Genomic DNA, 15,386 nt, shown 5'->3' on the forward strand with positions numbered 1-15,386 from the left:
AAGTGGCTTTGGTCTTATAACAATGAACGTCCTAACTCGGCTATTGGAGGTATACCACCCAAAAGAAAATTGGCTCTAGCAGCCTAGGTTTCTACTTTTAGTGTCAGTTAAAAATGGGGGGATTACCAGACAAGTGTTCGATCTTCTTTTATTAGTTTTTGTTGAGGTTCCTTGAACAAAAGGAAATCGTTTTGCATCCTTCTCTGTTGCAAACTCATAACCCATCGAATATTGTGCCTTATGATTTTTAATTTCTGATTGGACAACACGGATCAATTCTATAGCTAACTCCCGTGTACTTTCTTTAGAATTCATTTTAACCTTTAACAGGGTTGCATACTCATTAATTAAGTCATCAATCGCTTCCCATACCTTAGCTTTATCATTATCAACAGATTGTCGTGTCCTTTTGGGCAAGTTATTTAAATCTATTTCATCAAAATCGACGTTATTTAATAAACGCAGTTCAAATGACTTGTTCAAAAGCTCAGTCATAAAATTATTTTGAGCATTTTTATCACGAGTTAATTTAGATAAAAATTCGTGTTTAAAGGTGCCTAAAGGTTGCTTTAATTTATCGGCAATATCTGTAAAGCCGTTTTTAAAAATCACGGGCTCTATTTCTAATTGAGCATATTTTTCCAACATTTTTTTGATTGCTACTCGCAAAATAGGATGGCGAGGCACAACGCCAAAGGCATCATTATTTCCCTCAATTTCCAGAGGCAACTCAATGCCCAAAAGTCTGGCTAAATAACGCTTTTCCTCCGGGTGTTCAAATCGCCTAAAGTGACCGATTATCCCAAATTTAGGTTTATCTGGTGCAAGTGTTGTCGACTTATTCACTAGTGCTAATAAATCGGTGTCCAGATAGTAGCCGCCAAAGTAATATAAACTACAATACCTAATTAAATCGCTTACCGCTGCTAAATTCTTGTTTCCTATAGATTCAGTTAATATATGTAATAATAATGCATTAGTTTCTTTGTCTGAAAAAATTGGATCGTTTTTCAGACGAGATACCAATTCATTTATATTTCTGATTTCTATATGATAATTTTCTGCAGTAATAGGAACATCTAAAACTTCAGCGGGGGATGGTTCTTGTGAAATTTTACCTTTAGGATGAGAAGATCCAGGGTGGTTTTTCAATTTGCCAGAACTGTACTTAATTGAAGCTGCTTGGCTCAATGGCTTGTTGATAATTTTTTCATTATCTGTCCAAATGATCGTTTTATTAAAACGATTTCGATAGGCAACCCCCGATAAATCTTTTATGGATTGCAGGTAATGAGGTTTAATCTCGCCCCCTACCCAAACATAATGAAAGACCGGTGGGATGCTTTGGAGGGACTTCATAGAAAATACTCCGTGACAAAGGTTCTGCTAATTGACTAATTATTTTACACGGAATGAATTTTTAGAGAATATACTCATTTGGAAAGTAATAATTTCGAAATTAGTATATAGTGCAATTAATGATCCTTTGTATAAACAGATCCAAGGCTAAATTGCTGTTTTTGAAAGTGCGCATCTATCTGATGATCATATTCGGGATGCTCCGGATTGTTATAAATTTCTTTCCCATTGGTTGGTCTCGATTGATGGATGTTTATGACCATGGTTATGCCAGAATACGAGCCCGTAAAGCCGACTTACTAGATTCACGAAAAGGCGACATACCTCATAAAGAAAATAATTATATATATTTGTTTTCGCAATTCGAGAAATTTTCTTTCATTTTCTCTATTTCATTTTTATCAATAGGAAAATCTACAAAAAATGAGCTTTTGAGTTGTGGCCACTTATTTTTTTCACAAAATTGTTTAAATTTCTTTTTGCTAATATGATCTATTTTAAATTGATTACAAATAAGTTCATACGCAACACCTAGATCATTAAAGGATTGTTCTTTATCACCTTCTATATAACAAATTGTTTTAAAAATAAATAACCTGGTTTTTGGATTCCATAACAAACTCTTACCTCCCGTTGGTGTAGCAATCCCAACTAAGCCGATAAGATCACGGATTCCCAAAGTTAGGGGATAACAACCAAGTTTTGTTAATTGAGTAGAAATGGTAGTTTGATTTGCAGGTAAAAAAGAAGAGCAAAAACTGATCGACCAGTTTTCCTTTATCTTTCGGTAAAAATGATACTCCTCCTTTACTTTTTCGATTTTATAATGTTGATTATTTTGTTGATAAACATGTTCATTTTCTGGAATTAAAAATGGTGAGCAAGAACCATTCATTCCCATTGTAGGATCGACTAAATATTTTTCATTTTCTATAGTAACAATTAAGATTAAATGAGTAGCTGGAATCTTTTTTGCCTCAAGGGAGTCTGGTGATAATCCATTAAGAACTTTTGCAATAGAACGATAAACCTCAAAACCCGATTTACTTAATGCCCTATACAAAATTTCAGAAGATTGAAAACAAAAGCCACCATTATATCCGTCAATAAATTCACCCAAATTAAAAAGGGTTAGGGACTGACGAAATAATGGGTGTGATTGGCTTGCAACTCTCAATTCAAAATTATGAAATGGATAGCTTTGCATATGACAGTTATAAACTTTTTGCAAATAATCAAGTTTAATTTCTTTAGATAAATCATTTACTTGTAAAAAATTACAACTAATTTTTCTAAAATACTCTTTAATTAAATGCTCGTTTCTATCTGACTTACTTAACACAATAAAACCTTATTTTCTTTTGCTTAATTGGCTCAGAATATATTCTTATAATGTACAAAATGGAATAACAATATCAAACTATAAGTTTAATTAAGCCCCGCTCAACAAGATAGTTAATCAGATGCTAATAAATACCTACGCTAAGTAAATAGGAAAAATTTTCCATTTTTATAACAATGGAACCCGAGCTGTCTTATAAAGCCTCTAAACAGGAGGCAATTGAGCAAAATAAGGATATAGAGCTTAAAAAGAAGGCAAGAGAGGAGGAGGAACATCTTTTTTTTTATTTATTTCTCTTCAAAGTAGTTAGTTGCGTTACTGCATGCTGTTGAAATTTATATTTAGATGCTCTTTAAGTTTTAGAGGAAGCAAATCGTTTACTCAATGAATTGCCTTCACATTTAAAAGATATGGCTGACTTTACCTTATCTACTGGATTGCGTGCTTCGATACGTTACTGGAGTACGGTGGAATGAGGTAGATCTCATTAAGAGAAAGAGAACATCACTCCAAGAGCTGCAACAATTAGGGGTATGGTCAATTTTTGAAATGGTGTTACGTTATGCCCATCTTTCTAGGGATCATTTACGAGATGCTGCAAATAGAATTAGTGGGCTTCACGTAACGTTTTGGCACTAGTTTTTTGAAAGAATTTAAAAAAGTGTTACAAATTTGATATCCCTTTTTTCAATTTTCGAAAAACACACGTAAGTACTTGATTAAATGGCGCGCTTGGTAATAAAAACCTCTAATAATCAATACCTTGTGATGCATCATAAGTATAGAATAACAGTGTAAAACTGCCAAAAACAGCGGAGTACTGTCACAGTTATGCCACAATTTATGACACAATAGTTATATTAGATTGGATTGCTGAACGAAATGAGCAACCATTTTGGTACTGTCGCGAAAAGTTTTATTCATACAAATGTCCCTCTTAGAAAAAGTTAGTTTCCAAAAGAGAGTATTCTACAAAAGCATAAAATTGATATATTTTGCGCCGTTTACGCACTTTTGGAATATTATGTTTAAAAATTGTTTTTTTGAAGCGTCGACCGGAACTACTGTAAAAACCCCTGAGGCACGAAAAACGGAGCCAACAAGGCCAGCAGTTCCCAGGTTATCTCTTGAAATAGTTAAAGAAAACCCTTTATCGAAACGACTCCGTAAATTGGACAATACTTCCATTACGCATGCTCCCAAATATTCTGAGGGAGTTTATATCACAACAAATGAAGAACGCTCCGATGTCATAGCAGAACTTTTAGCCGAAAAGCCTAACACTGGAGGGGGATGCCATATTGGATTTTCTGGTTGGCATAACTTAGATATTATGGCTTTAAGAAGATCGAGCTATGGTGTAATTTGTGACCACAATCCTGAAAATGCTTACTTTTTAAGTGTTACATTAAACAACTTGCTTAAGTCAAACAATAGAGAACAATTTATTGAAAAAATGACTCGCTTCGTTAATACTCATGATTTTCACCGTCTTAGCAAAAAAACCGAAAGTAATTTGGATAATGCTATAAAATTTTCTCCAAATTTTCGATCAGATGCCCGATGCTCAGACCCCTCTGATGAAATTAGAGACCATTTACAGGTAAAAACGGGTTGGTTAGCCAATGAGGAACGGTTTCAGTTTATAAAGTTTCTAGCTCACAACGATAAGATTGTACTGTTAACTGAAGATATTCTTGCAACTGAAACCTTTATTAGACTAAAAAAATTGCTTCAGGAAAATGCAGTTGAAATAGATACCTTATATACAAGTAATATAGGTGCATACATGAAGTCTCCTGAATCGCGAGTTGCCTTTTTAGAAACAGTTCAAGCTTTGTCCGAATCCGAAACTAAAATAATTGATGCTCGATGAGACTTTTATCAATATTGCGATGATTTAGCGCAACGCTTGACCACGCCCAAGCTTTTAGTTGACTCGGACAAAGCAAATCAATGGTGGTGGGGAGAAGAAACCTTAAGAGAGTATCTCCAGAGAGAGACACCAGAAGAGAAGGCTAAAAGAGCAGCACTCGTTCACAGTCATTTTAAGTCTGAAGCTGTCCGACGCTTTATGCTACAAAACGAAGATACACCCACATCGCCATCTTTTACTAGCTAATGCATTCATCCTGGTAATTTTTAGCTAAGTGATCCGGGATAGCAAATTGCTAAAGCTTAGATACTGTGAATCAAAAGGTTTAAATCAATAATTAGAAGTAAGGTAAATATTTTATAATGTTAATAAGAGAAATTTTAAATACAGCAAATCTCTTTAGTAGCGAAGAGCAAGCTAGGGAGTTAGCAGCATTGCCTAAGGTTATATCCGATTATAAAGGTTTTAGCCAAGATGCTTATTTAGAATTATTAAGGCTAACTCTTAGAGCAGCAGAAACTGAAGAATACTATCAACCACAAATTGAACGGATTAAATCAGCCAGAATACGAGCACAAAAGCTAGTAATAGCATTTGGTACAGTAGGCGCAGCGCTGAAATATTTAGAAAATTTTGAAAAACAATTCCCTCAAGTGCAGAATAAAATTCATGATGCTTGTTTATTTGGATTCCTACCGGTCACTTGTAACCTTAATTTATGGCGTGGAATTATCAAGCATAATTTCCCAACGCATGCTAACTCTCCTATTTTTAGATTGTTACCTTTAGCTACTCGCATAGAAAAATATGTTAAAGAAAATACAGTACACTTAGAAAGGACCATTCAAGAAGATGTTTCTCAAAAATGTAAACAACGTTTCGTTAGAGACTACGAGTCATTATTTAAACTAAGAGACATGCAATTGCCTACTAAGAAAATTGCAAAAGAAACAAATAAAAAATTTGATGTTTATATAAGACAGCTACTTAGTTACCCATTAATAGGACAACTAAATGCAGTGCAGCAACAACAATTTGAAAAAAAAAGAATGGAGTTAAGCGATAAAAAGGAAGAAATTAAGAATTTAATAGAAGATAAATATCAAATAAAACTAAAAAAGAAAAATGATGCTAAATCTACACCTACGCTTATAAGCCTTGAAGATTACATCGAAGCAAAAATGAAAGAAAATAAAAAAGAAATAGAAGCTACGGTGAAAAGCCGCTTATTATCACCGCGCACACCGATTTCTGTTCTTTTTTCATATGCAAAATATAAAGCTTATACAAGGGCTAATGAAAACTTAGAAGCGGCAGAACTTTTTTTGCAGTATGGCATGCCAGAAAATGTGTTTGAGCAATATCTAGATTTAATACCTCAAGATAATGCAAATTATATTCCCGACTTATTTATTTCCGGTGAAAGTATCTCTGCCGACTATAAAGGCTATTATTTAAAAAAATTACCTTCAAGCGATCCACGCGCTGCCCTGCTTGGACATATGACTGGCTGTTGTCAATCAATTGATGAAAACGGAAAAAGCTGTGTCATTTATGGAATTACCAGTGAGAGATCAGGATTTTATGTGCTATGTAAGCAACGAGGAAAAGAGCCCGACCCTCATGATAGTATTGTTTCTCAATCTTGGGCATGGTTAGCAGAGGATGAAAACCTGGTTCTAGATTCCATTGAAAGCCAATTAGATTTTAGAAAGCATACCCAACTAATAATGGATTTTTATATGGTTCTAGCTAGCCACCTACTTAAAGCCGGGATCCCAGCTGTATTAGTAGGAGCGGGTGGTGAAACGCCTCCGCAGTTAGGTCTAAGGCGGTGGGCTAGATCTAATCCAATCGATTATACAGGTTATTCTGATTCTCATAGGCAACGCTTAATTGCGCATAAAGAGTTGCAGCCCTTACTTTATAAAACGCATAGTCAATTTAACCCTTCTTTGATTCCATTAAATTCAGTATTTGAAACTCAGCAACTAAGCATAGCAGCCTTCTTGGAGTGGTGTGATTTATACGTTATCAATAATCTAACTAATCTTGAGGATCTATACCTTTATCTTCCCCCCAGCATTAGTCAAACAGAAGCTAGATTTAAAATAAACCTTGTTAAAGATTGGAATCAATTATTAGACAAGATTATGGCTGATTCTGAATCGCCTGAAAAAGTTCTACTTAATATTGAACAATATGGACAATATATAAATTCAGGAATTGAGCATAAAAGTGATCAATTTTTATGTTGGGCAGTAAAAAAAGGACAATTAGAGCTCGTAGAACAAATTATAACATTTTACTCTGATGTAAATATTACCTTCGAGGGTCGTAAGCTGTTAGAATATGCTATTAATAAAAAAGAGTTAGGTGAAGCAGAAAAACAAATTATTAAGCTCCTAATTAAATATGGAGCTGATGTTAATGCAAAAGATATATTTAATAAGCCAATGCTTGCAACGACTGTCTATACTGAAAATGAAGTGGCTATTCAACTGCTTATTGAAGCAGGTGCCAAATTAATCGAGGAACCTGAAGTTTTTGTAGCGGCTATAGATAAATTGCAATCAAAAATTATAGATCGCGTATTTAAATCTAATGGTGACTTACAGGTTGTAAATGAATTTATTTCTTCTTTGCTTCAATATTTTATAAACCTTAATGATTACCAATCCAGAATTAAAGCCATTAAAATATTAATAAATATAGGTATCAATTTTGATGATCCAAAAGCAATCAAAGAAGCTAAAAAAATAGGGTGGAATTTAACAAAACTTGTGGTAGATAAACCAACCATATCAAATAGTTTTTTTCAAACACGTGCGGATTTACCCTCTAAGCAACAGACCAAAGAAATTTTACCGGAAAAGGAGTTGTTTGAGTTATGCTGGGATGCTCAAAATATGGACAGAATTAAAGCGCTTCTTTTAATTATTAAAGACATTAATAAGCAGTTTTATCTTGATAATACATGTTTAAGTAGAGCTGCAAGTCGAGGTCATATAAAACTTGTTAGGCTACTTCTTGAACACCAAGCTGATAAAACTATAACTAATATGTTTGGAAAAACAGCGGCTGAATGTGCATCTAATGCAAGCATTAAGGAATTGATTGATAATTGGGATTATAAGGAGGAATGCACGATAAATTCGGGATGGTGCGTCCTATTCTAAATGAGGGCATTAATTTATAATTTTAAAGGCAAGGAAATATTCCTTAATTATAATAATACCAAGTTATTGAAAAAATTGAGGATACCCCATTGAAACTTTTAAAAATTGCTTTCTCCATCTCTACGATTCTTTTGCTGATCCCATTGTGTGCCCACAGATGGGTGTACTCAGCGTGGGCAGATTTTTATTTTTTAGATCAGTTGGGTGAATGTTCGTTTGGGATAGAAAATTATTGGGAGTATCTGGGAAAATTTAGACAGTCGAGTAATCTGTTTATTTGTCTCATTTCCCCTGACACACTCTGGAATGATTGCTCATAGCCAAAATAAACAAAAATATTTAATTTTAATACACTGTCGATGCCTAACTCATGAAAAATTGTCCTCTGCAAAGCTCAGAATTCGTAATAAATCAATTCTTAAGCTTCTCCTTTAATAAATAGATGTTAAAATTTTGTTCTTTACTGACGTATAATAGACCACCATGAAATCTAAAGATGAAAATATTTCTCTCAAAAGAAAAGCAAGCGCAATAGAACAAGACCAATTAGATGGACCGAAAAGCCTAGAGGTAGATGGGATAATGGAAATAGGGGAAGAAGAATTCTATCAGCAAAAAGCGCCTAAAAAGCAAAAAGATATCACTGATAACAGCTCTAATGAATTGCTACCCCCTACAATCATGGAAGAGCTACTAAAATTGATGTTTTCTCAACCGGAAGTTTTAACACTCCAACCACTGAATCCTAATTTATATTCATCCATATTTTCCCCACTTAATGAGCCACAACAAAAAGAGGTTATGACTCAAACAGTGGAGGCGAATAATGAAGAGGTACAGATCCTTACTATTGATGATGAAGGCAAGGGAAGAGAGAAAGAGTTGGTGATAGACGACAACCGTTTTCCTACGACTACTCCTGCACAAAGTCACAGACCAATATTCTATCTTGATGATAATAAATCCATTCAAGAGTTAGAGAATTCAATTCACTTATCAGTCAATGGTTCCCAGGTTAACTTTCAATACAAAAGTGGCAAAAAGGACAAACCCGATCTGGTTTACATTGCTCCTCTGAATCTCATTTCATCACAGCAAATTCACTATGGTGTTTACGCCAGGCGTTTCATCAAAAAGGGCACTGTTTTATTCGAGTACACTGGTGAAAAAGTTTCCGATGAGGAAAATCAGGATGAAAAGAAAGACAGAGATTATTTTATGTTTTTGAAAAATAGGAACAAAATACTTGATGCAAAATACCAGGGAAATGTTTCTCGTTTTATTAATGCTTCAACCATTCAGGAAAATGTCGAATTTATAGAAAAGAAAAAGAGAATGTTGGTCATTGCCGCCAGAGATATTTATGAAGATGAGCAATTATTAGTTGATTATGGCAAAGATTATTATTTTTGCTTTAAACCTTTCTTTTTACACCCTTCGGATAATTTTAGATGTGCTCAGGAAATTTTTGAAGAGTATCAGGATAACTATCATCCTGTTCCTTACAATTTTGCAAACTGTACATATGATCTTAGCCCCTTAGGTATTACCAAAGAAGATACTGCTTTTCTACCTAAACCTGTTTACGAAATGCTACAAAATAGAAATATCAGAAAATATGATTCTATTTCTCATTTGCCATTACCAATTTTAAAAGTAAAAGATGGGCAATTCGTGCCGCTGTGGCAGCAGGAGCGTATCACTTTACTTTTGATGGCCGCTTTTCTGGGAAACGTAACTGTATTGAAGAAATTACTCCAGAACCCTAAAATGGATACAACGATTCAGCAAGCAATGTCGGGCCGTACCGCATTACATCTTGCTTGCTTGGGTACCTCCTTAGATAGAACACCTCGAGATATAAAAAATCGATTAGCAGCTTTAGATCTGCTCATAGAAAAACCGGGCTTAGATTTCAAAGATAGGAATCATAGAACGCCTATTTTTACATTGATTGATAATGATTCCCCCAATTATTTAAGGCATCTACTGCAGAAAATTAAACCTTCTATTACTAATTTCCAACGTCATAAAAAAAATCAGCTTGACCCATTTTTCTATGCATTAAAAAAGAATAAAAAAGATCATGCTTTAGTTATTATTGATTATATGGATAGTATTGGAAAATTATCTAAATATGCTGAGCACATAAAAGAGTTTGTGCGTAAAACGCTAATATTTAATAATGGTCGCTATGATCTCAAATTAATCGCAGCTTGTAATGAAGTGCTTGAAAAAAAAGGCATCCCAGGGACAGTTGTTAAAATGCCAAACCTTTTCAAACCTCTAGTATCAATACCTAATGACCAGAATATGATTTGTCGAGGAAGTTCTCAATCTAATTTGCCGGTACAGGATACCTAATCCAGATAAGAAGTGGTTTGACAGGCACTACACGGGGACGGTCCGGGACCTAAGTGATCTGCGCAAAATGTGATCAGTCAAAAAGGCGCAAAAAAAGCACATAAAAAGAACGAACAAATGATTGGTGTTAAATGATGATTAATGATCTAATAGTTTTATTAACGATTCGTAATCTTTTCCATTTCTTTCAGCTGTTCCTTTATCCACCATAGAGAACTAAATTTTTTTTCACCATGTAATTGAAAAGAAAGAGGGCATAGTAGTACTGGCGGGCTTGTAGAAGCATCGGTATTTACGTAATCTACCGATAATTCCCCATTATGGGCAAACAAGGAATGATAGAGTTTATAAGTTTCTTTTGCAGACCAATTCCTAGGTAAGTCTGTTTTTTTAAACCTAGTAGTCTTAGCCTTAATTGTTCATACTAATCAAATTTCTAGCCTCTTTTGAAACCAGGGAAACTTTATTAAGTATTTGTGCATTAAAGAAACTGTAAATCTGTAATTTAAGCTCGTTTGGTAATTTTTGAAACATAATTATTGTGCCGGCAATTAATTGAACTATTTTGTAATTAATAAAATGGAGTGAGATTTATTTGGATAAAGGACATGCTCTTATTCATCCTGATGAGTCAAAAACTAAAAGAGCAATTCCTGTTCCTTTGAATAAACAAGCTATTTCACTTATTCAATCCCAAAAGGGCAAACATCCTGCTTATGTATTTACATACAAGGGTAAGCCTGTAACTCGATGTAATAATCATGCATGGAGGAAGGCTCTAATAAGAGCGAATATTGATGATTTCCGATGGCATGATTTAAGACATACATGGGCTAGTTGGCATGTACAAAATGGAACAGCCTTACACGAGTTACAAGATCTTGGAGGATGGTCTAACTATTAAACGGTATTGCGTTACGCTCACCTTTCAAGTGATCATTTAAAAATTGCTGCAGAACGGATTTATGACACGTTTTTGCCACAGTAGGTTGGTTTTATGTCACAATTAAAAGGGTTAAGCCATTGATTTTACTATGTAAAAATGGCGCGCCCGGAAGGCTATCAATAGTGATTAGATTTAAGTTTTAAATTGAAATAAGCCCAAGACTCAAAGGAAGGATAGATTCGTCGCTTACTTTGTTCGCTCCTCACCGCTTTGCGGCGCGCTGAAGCGCGTCCAAAATGCTTCGCCGCACTTCGTGCTCTTCGCTTTGCATTTTGTCGAACCTCTTTCAGTTCAAACACTTCCGGGCCAATGACATGGGATGCCTTGGCTACTATTTCGGAGTGATTCTTATTTTGGTTTTATTATTTGGGAATGGCGCGCCCGGAAGGATTCGAACCTCCGACCCCCTGGTTCGTAGCCAGATACTCTATCCAACTGAGCTACGGGCGCGTTGACTGGCGGAGAGAGAGGGATTCGAACCCTCGATGGGATTTCTCCCATACTCCCTTAGCAGGGGAGCGCCTTCGACCACTCGGCCATCTCTCCAATCAATGGTTGCGGAGTATATCAGGTATTTTGATGTCGTCAATATCCATTACTTATAAATTAAATCTTAATATAGAGTTTGGTCTCTATAAGCTCCATTATGATCTATAATTGGTCAGTAAAGTGTGAGTTACTTACTTCTTCGCATACTACCCAATTTTTCAAGAAGTTAGTTTAGTATTTTGAAATATAATGCTTTATAAAATTTCCAAAATTACATGATTACTGCTACTCTTATCATTCATAAAATTACAGCCAATCTCAGTTAGGAGTCAGGGCGTGTAGTTAAAAGATTTTGGTATTTTTTGTAACTTGCAAAAGAGAATATAATCTACTTCTCAAAGAACTACAGATGTATGGAGTTTTTCGAGTAAGTTTCTTTTAACAAAAGGCTGCGACTCAATTTTAAAATAAGGAGGATCGATGAAACAGAAGTCAAATTTACATGGTCGAGACGTGTATATAGTTGATGGAAATCGAACACCATTTCTCAAAGCCAAAGGCATAGGTCCCTTTACTGGATCTGATTTGGCAGTAGCGGCAGGGACGACATTATTAAATCGACAACCTTTTGCTCCAACTGAGTTGAATGAAGTGATTATTGGATGTGCTATGCCTAGTCCAGATGAGGCAAATATTGCTCGAGTGATTTCCCTGCGTTTGGGATGCGGCGATAAAGTGCCCGCGTTTACAGTAATGAGAAATTGTGCATCGGGAATGCAAGCTCTGGATAATGCTGCAATCCAAATTGCAAGCGGTCGTAGTGACTTGGTGCTTGCAGGTGGTACCGATTCTATGAGTCATGCTCCTTTATTATTCAACCAAAAAATGGCCTCGTGGTTGGCTAGTTGGTATGGTTCTAAAAGTTTTAGTCAAAAATTAGGTCTAATCACGCAATTTAGACCAGCATATCTTGCTCCTGTAATTGCTTTGTTGCGTGGTCTCACTGATCCTATTGTGGGTATGAACATGGGACAAACAGCAGAAAAAGTTGCTTATCGCTTCAACCTAACTCGTGAGCAAATGGATGAGTTTGCGACCCAAAGTCATTTAAAGCTGGCAAAAGCTTATAACGAAAAGAGAATGACTGAAGTCTCACCGATCATAGATTATAAGGGACGGGTTTATACACAAGATGATGGACTACGCGCAGATTCAACAGTTGAGAAATTAGCTAAATTGAAGCCCTTTTTTGATAAAAAATACGGAATGGTAACGGCTGGAAATAGCTCGCAAATAACGGATGGTGCGTGTTTGTTATTACTCGCTAGTGCCGATGCAGTGAAAAAATATGGTTTACAAGTTATTGGTAGAATAGTGGACTCACAATGGTCAGCACTAGATCCATCACAAATGGGACTTGGTCCTGTGCATGCGGTAACTCCTATTTTGCAAAGACAGAAATTAAAATCTGAAGACATTGATTGTTGGGAAATTAATGAGGCATTTGCTGCGCAAGTTTTAGGCTGTGTTGCAGCTTGGAATGATGAGGATTATTGCCGGACTCAGTTAGGTTTGGAAAAAGCATTGGGTGGCCCTTCGCTGGAAAAACTTAATCGGGATGGCGGAGCAATTGCAGCAGGACATCCCATAGGTGCAAGTGGTGCACGTATTGTATTACACGTTTTAAAATCATTAGAACAAAGAAATGAGTCGCGAGGTATGGCTTCTATCTGTATTGGTGGGGGACAGGGCGGGGCTATGTATCTTGAACGAGTGACTGAGGTGAAAGGACATGAATAATTACAAACATTGGGACTTGAAACGAGATAGTGATAACATTCTGTGGTTGGGATTGGATAGAAAAGATACGTCTGTAAATAGCATCAATGAAGAAGTATTAGACGAACTCAACAGTCTTCTGCATGAAATAGCACAAGATAAAAAGGCTATAGGTTTGATTGTTTATTCAGCTAAAGAAAAAGGATTTATCGCCGGTGCTGATGTAAATGCATTTTCAAAATTTGAAACGCCAGCTCAAGCGGTGGATTTTTTAAGAAAAGGACAAGCGGTATTTGCTCGACTACAAGCGCTAATCATTCCTAGCGTCGCGATGATAGATGGCTTTTGTATGGGAGGAGGCTATGAATTGGCTTTAGCTTGCACCTACCGTATTGCTAGTGACGAAAAAGATACTCGTATCGGTTTGCCTGAAGTAATGTTAGGTATACATCCTGGTTGGGGAGGTTCTGTACGATTACCTCAATTAATTGGTGGATTTAATGCCTTATCACAAATCATTTTGACTGGAAGTGCTGTACATGCTGTAAAAGCTAAAAGCCTAGGCATGGTTGATGATGTAGTTCCCGTACGCCAGTTAAAACGAGCTGCAGTTTATTTCATTAAGAACAAGCCACCAAAGCATAAACCCTCATTCATACAAGGATTAACAAACAGTGCATGGATAAGGAAACCTCTAGCTGCTTTAATGCGTCGTAACGTTGCGAAACGGGTACGAAAAGAGCATTACCCAGCGCCTTATGCCATTATTGATTTGTGGGAAAAAGAAGGAGGTATGGGTGATAGAGCATACTTGAAGGAAATAGACTCCGTGGAACATCTGGTATCTACAGGAATTACTTCAAAAAATTTAATCCGTGCTTTTTCCTTGCGTGAACGTTTAAAAGGTTTTGCAAAAGGTAGTGACTTTAAAGCAACCCATGTTCATGTGATAGGGGCCGGTGTTATGGGAGGCGATATTGCTGCATGGTGTGCTTTGCGTGGTCTGCGGGTAACTTTGCAAGATCAATCGTATGCGCAAATTGCCCCAGCAATTGGCCGTGCTCATTCTTTATACAAAAAGAAATTACGTAAGCCACGTCTTATACAAGCGGCAATGGATAATTTAATCCCTGATCCTGAAGGCCATGGTATTGCACGTGCCGATGTAATTATTGAAGCTGTTTTCGAAAATCTTGCTGTAAAACAAGAAATTATGCAAAAAGTCGAAAAGCAAGCCAAAAAAGATGCCATCATTGCTACGAATACATCCAGTATTCCGTTAGATGAAATGAGCAGTGTCATGAGTAATCCGAATCGACTCGTTGGCATTCACTTCTTTAATCCAGTTGCTAAAATGGACTTAGTTGAGGTAGTGAGTAGTGTAAAAACCTCCAAGACCGTTGAGCTTGATTCCTGTGCTTTTGTGAATCAAATTGGTAAACTTCCTTTGCCTGTTAAATCCAGCCCTGGATTCTTAGTTAATCGAGTATTAATGCCTTATTTGATGGAATGTGTGCAATTACTGGATGAAGGATACAGTGCAGAAACAATTGATGAGGCTGCATTATCATTTGGTATGTTTATGGGGCCTGTGGAACTTGCAGATACTGTAGGATTAGATGTTGGTTTGGCGGTTGCTGAAAATTTAACAGCTCATTTTGGTGGAACTGTGCCACAAAAACTTCGTGATATGGTTAAAGCAGGTAAACTCGGTCGGAAAACGGGTCAAGGATTTTATCAATACAAAAATGGTAAGCCAGTTAAAAAACAACCCAGCACACCTATTGACCCTCATATTACTGATCGATTAATTCTAAGAATGGTAAATGAGTCAGCAGCTTGTTTGCGCGAGGGAGTTGTATCCGACTCGGATCTGCTTGATGCAGGAATGATTTTTGCCACTGGGTTTGCTCCATTCCGGGGTGGTCCAATGAACTATGCAAAAGATTTCGGAACAAATAATTTGGAAAATTTATTTAAGACCCTTGAATCTAAGTATGGTGAACGTTTTAAGGTAGATGAAAGTTTGTAATTATTGATTCTACTTTAATA

The 15,386-nt window shown here is 36.1% G+C and carries 8 protein-coding genes, 2 tRNA genes and 2 pseudogenes; 8 read left to right on the forward strand and 4 right to left on the reverse strand.

Features of this window, described 5'->3' with window-relative positions; genetic code table 11:
• Positions 1 to 75: 75 nt before the first annotated feature.
• Positions 76 to 1,191, reverse strand: coding sequence for a glycosyltransferase (locus tag ACWTE2_RS00065; RefSeq protein ID WP_454783636.1), 1,116 nt, complete (start codon positions 1,189 to 1,191; stop codon positions 76 to 78).
• A 508-nt stretch (positions 1,192 to 1,699) separates the two neighbouring features.
• Positions 1,700 to 2,701, reverse strand: coding sequence for an arylamine N-acetyltransferase (locus ACWTE2_RS00070; RefSeq protein WP_454783637.1), 1,002 nt, complete (start codon positions 2,699 to 2,701; stop codon positions 1,700 to 1,702).
• 486 nt (positions 2,702 to 3,187) lie between these two features.
• On the opposite strand from ACWTE2_RS00070, the pseudogene ACWTE2_RS00075 reads away from it, so the two are divergent.
• From ACWTE2_RS00075 to ACWTE2_RS00100, 6 genes and pseudogenes are all read left to right on the forward strand, one after another.
• Positions 3,188 to 3,310, forward strand: a pseudogene (locus ACWTE2_RS00075) (hypothetical protein); the annotation flags it as partial.
• 415 nt (positions 3,311 to 3,725) lie between these two features.
• On the forward strand, positions 3,726 to 4,577 hold the full coding sequence (locus tag ACWTE2_RS00080; RefSeq protein ID WP_454783638.1) for an LIC_10091 family protein: 852 nt from the start codon (positions 3,726 to 3,728) through the stop codon (positions 4,575 to 4,577).
• Positions 4,578 to 4,613: 36 nt separating this feature from the next.
• Positions 4,614 to 4,823, forward strand: coding sequence for a hypothetical protein (locus ACWTE2_RS00085; RefSeq protein ID WP_454783639.1), 210 nt, complete (start codon positions 4,614 to 4,616; stop codon positions 4,821 to 4,823).
• A 116-nt stretch (positions 4,824 to 4,939) separates the two neighbouring features.
• Positions 4,940 to 7,756 (forward strand): ankyrin repeat domain-containing protein, encoded by a 2,817-nt coding sequence (locus tag ACWTE2_RS00090; RefSeq protein ID WP_454783640.1) that lies wholly within the window; start codon positions 4,940 to 4,942, stop codon positions 7,754 to 7,756.
• 483 nt (positions 7,757 to 8,239) lie between these two features.
• The gene (locus tag ACWTE2_RS00095) at positions 8,240 to 10,120 is read left to right on the forward strand and encodes an SET domain-containing protein-lysine N-methyltransferase (protein ID WP_454783641.1); all 1,881 of its coding nucleotides are present in this window, start codon (positions 8,240 to 8,242) and stop codon (positions 10,118 to 10,120) included.
• Positions 10,121 to 10,694: 574 nt separating this feature from the next.
• Positions 10,695 to 11,108: pseudogene (locus ACWTE2_RS00100) on the forward strand (tyrosine-type recombinase/integrase); the annotation flags it as partial.
• A 331-nt stretch (positions 11,109 to 11,439) separates the two neighbouring features.
• Here ACWTE2_RS00100 and ACWTE2_RS00105 read toward each other — a convergent pair.
• Both ACWTE2_RS00105 and ACWTE2_RS00110 read right to left on the reverse strand, forming a co-directional pair.
• Positions 11,440 to 11,516: transfer RNA gene (locus tag ACWTE2_RS00105), tRNA-Arg, on the reverse strand.
• Positions 11,517 to 11,522: 6 nt separating this feature from the next.
• A tRNA-Ser gene (locus tag ACWTE2_RS00110) sits at positions 11,523 to 11,612 on the reverse strand.
• Between the two features lie 423 nt (positions 11,613 to 12,035).
• Here ACWTE2_RS00110 and ACWTE2_RS00115 point away from each other — a divergent pair.
• Positions 12,036 to 13,355: an acetyl-CoA C-acetyltransferase gene (locus ACWTE2_RS00115; RefSeq protein ID WP_182393514.1), complete on the forward strand. Its 1,320-nt coding sequence runs from the start codon at positions 12,036 to 12,038 to the stop codon at positions 13,353 to 13,355.
• Positions 13,348 to 15,366 (forward strand): 3-hydroxyacyl-CoA dehydrogenase NAD-binding domain-containing protein, encoded by a 2,019-nt coding sequence (locus ACWTE2_RS00120; protein WP_454783642.1) that lies wholly within the window; start codon positions 13,348 to 13,350, stop codon positions 15,364 to 15,366. The genes ACWTE2_RS00115 and ACWTE2_RS00120 overlap by 8 nt, the downstream gene beginning before the upstream one ends.
• The last annotated feature ends 20 nt before the right edge of the window (positions 15,367 to 15,386 follow it).

Source organism: Legionella nigrisilvae (assembly GCF_977063395.2).

Bases quoted from the DNA above. Each gene is read 5' to 3' on its own strand.
- ACWTE2_RS00080 (WP_454783638.1), top strand. From the start codon at position 3,726: ATGTTTAAAAATTGTTTTTTTGAAGCGTCGACCGGAACTACTGTAAAA.
- ACWTE2_RS00090 (WP_454783640.1), top strand. From the start codon at position 4,940: ATGTTAATAAGAGAAATTTTAAATACAGCAAATCTCTTTAGTAGCGAA.
- ACWTE2_RS00095 (WP_454783641.1), top strand. From the start codon at position 8,240: ATGAAATCTAAAGATGAAAATATTTCTCTCAAAAGAAAAGCAAGCGCA.
- ACWTE2_RS00115 (WP_182393514.1), top strand. From the start codon at position 12,036: ATGAAACAGAAGTCAAATTTACATGGTCGAGACGTGTATATAGTTGAT.
- ACWTE2_RS00120 (WP_454783642.1), top strand. From the start codon at position 13,348: ATGAATAATTACAAACATTGGGACTTGAAACGAGATAGTGATAACATT.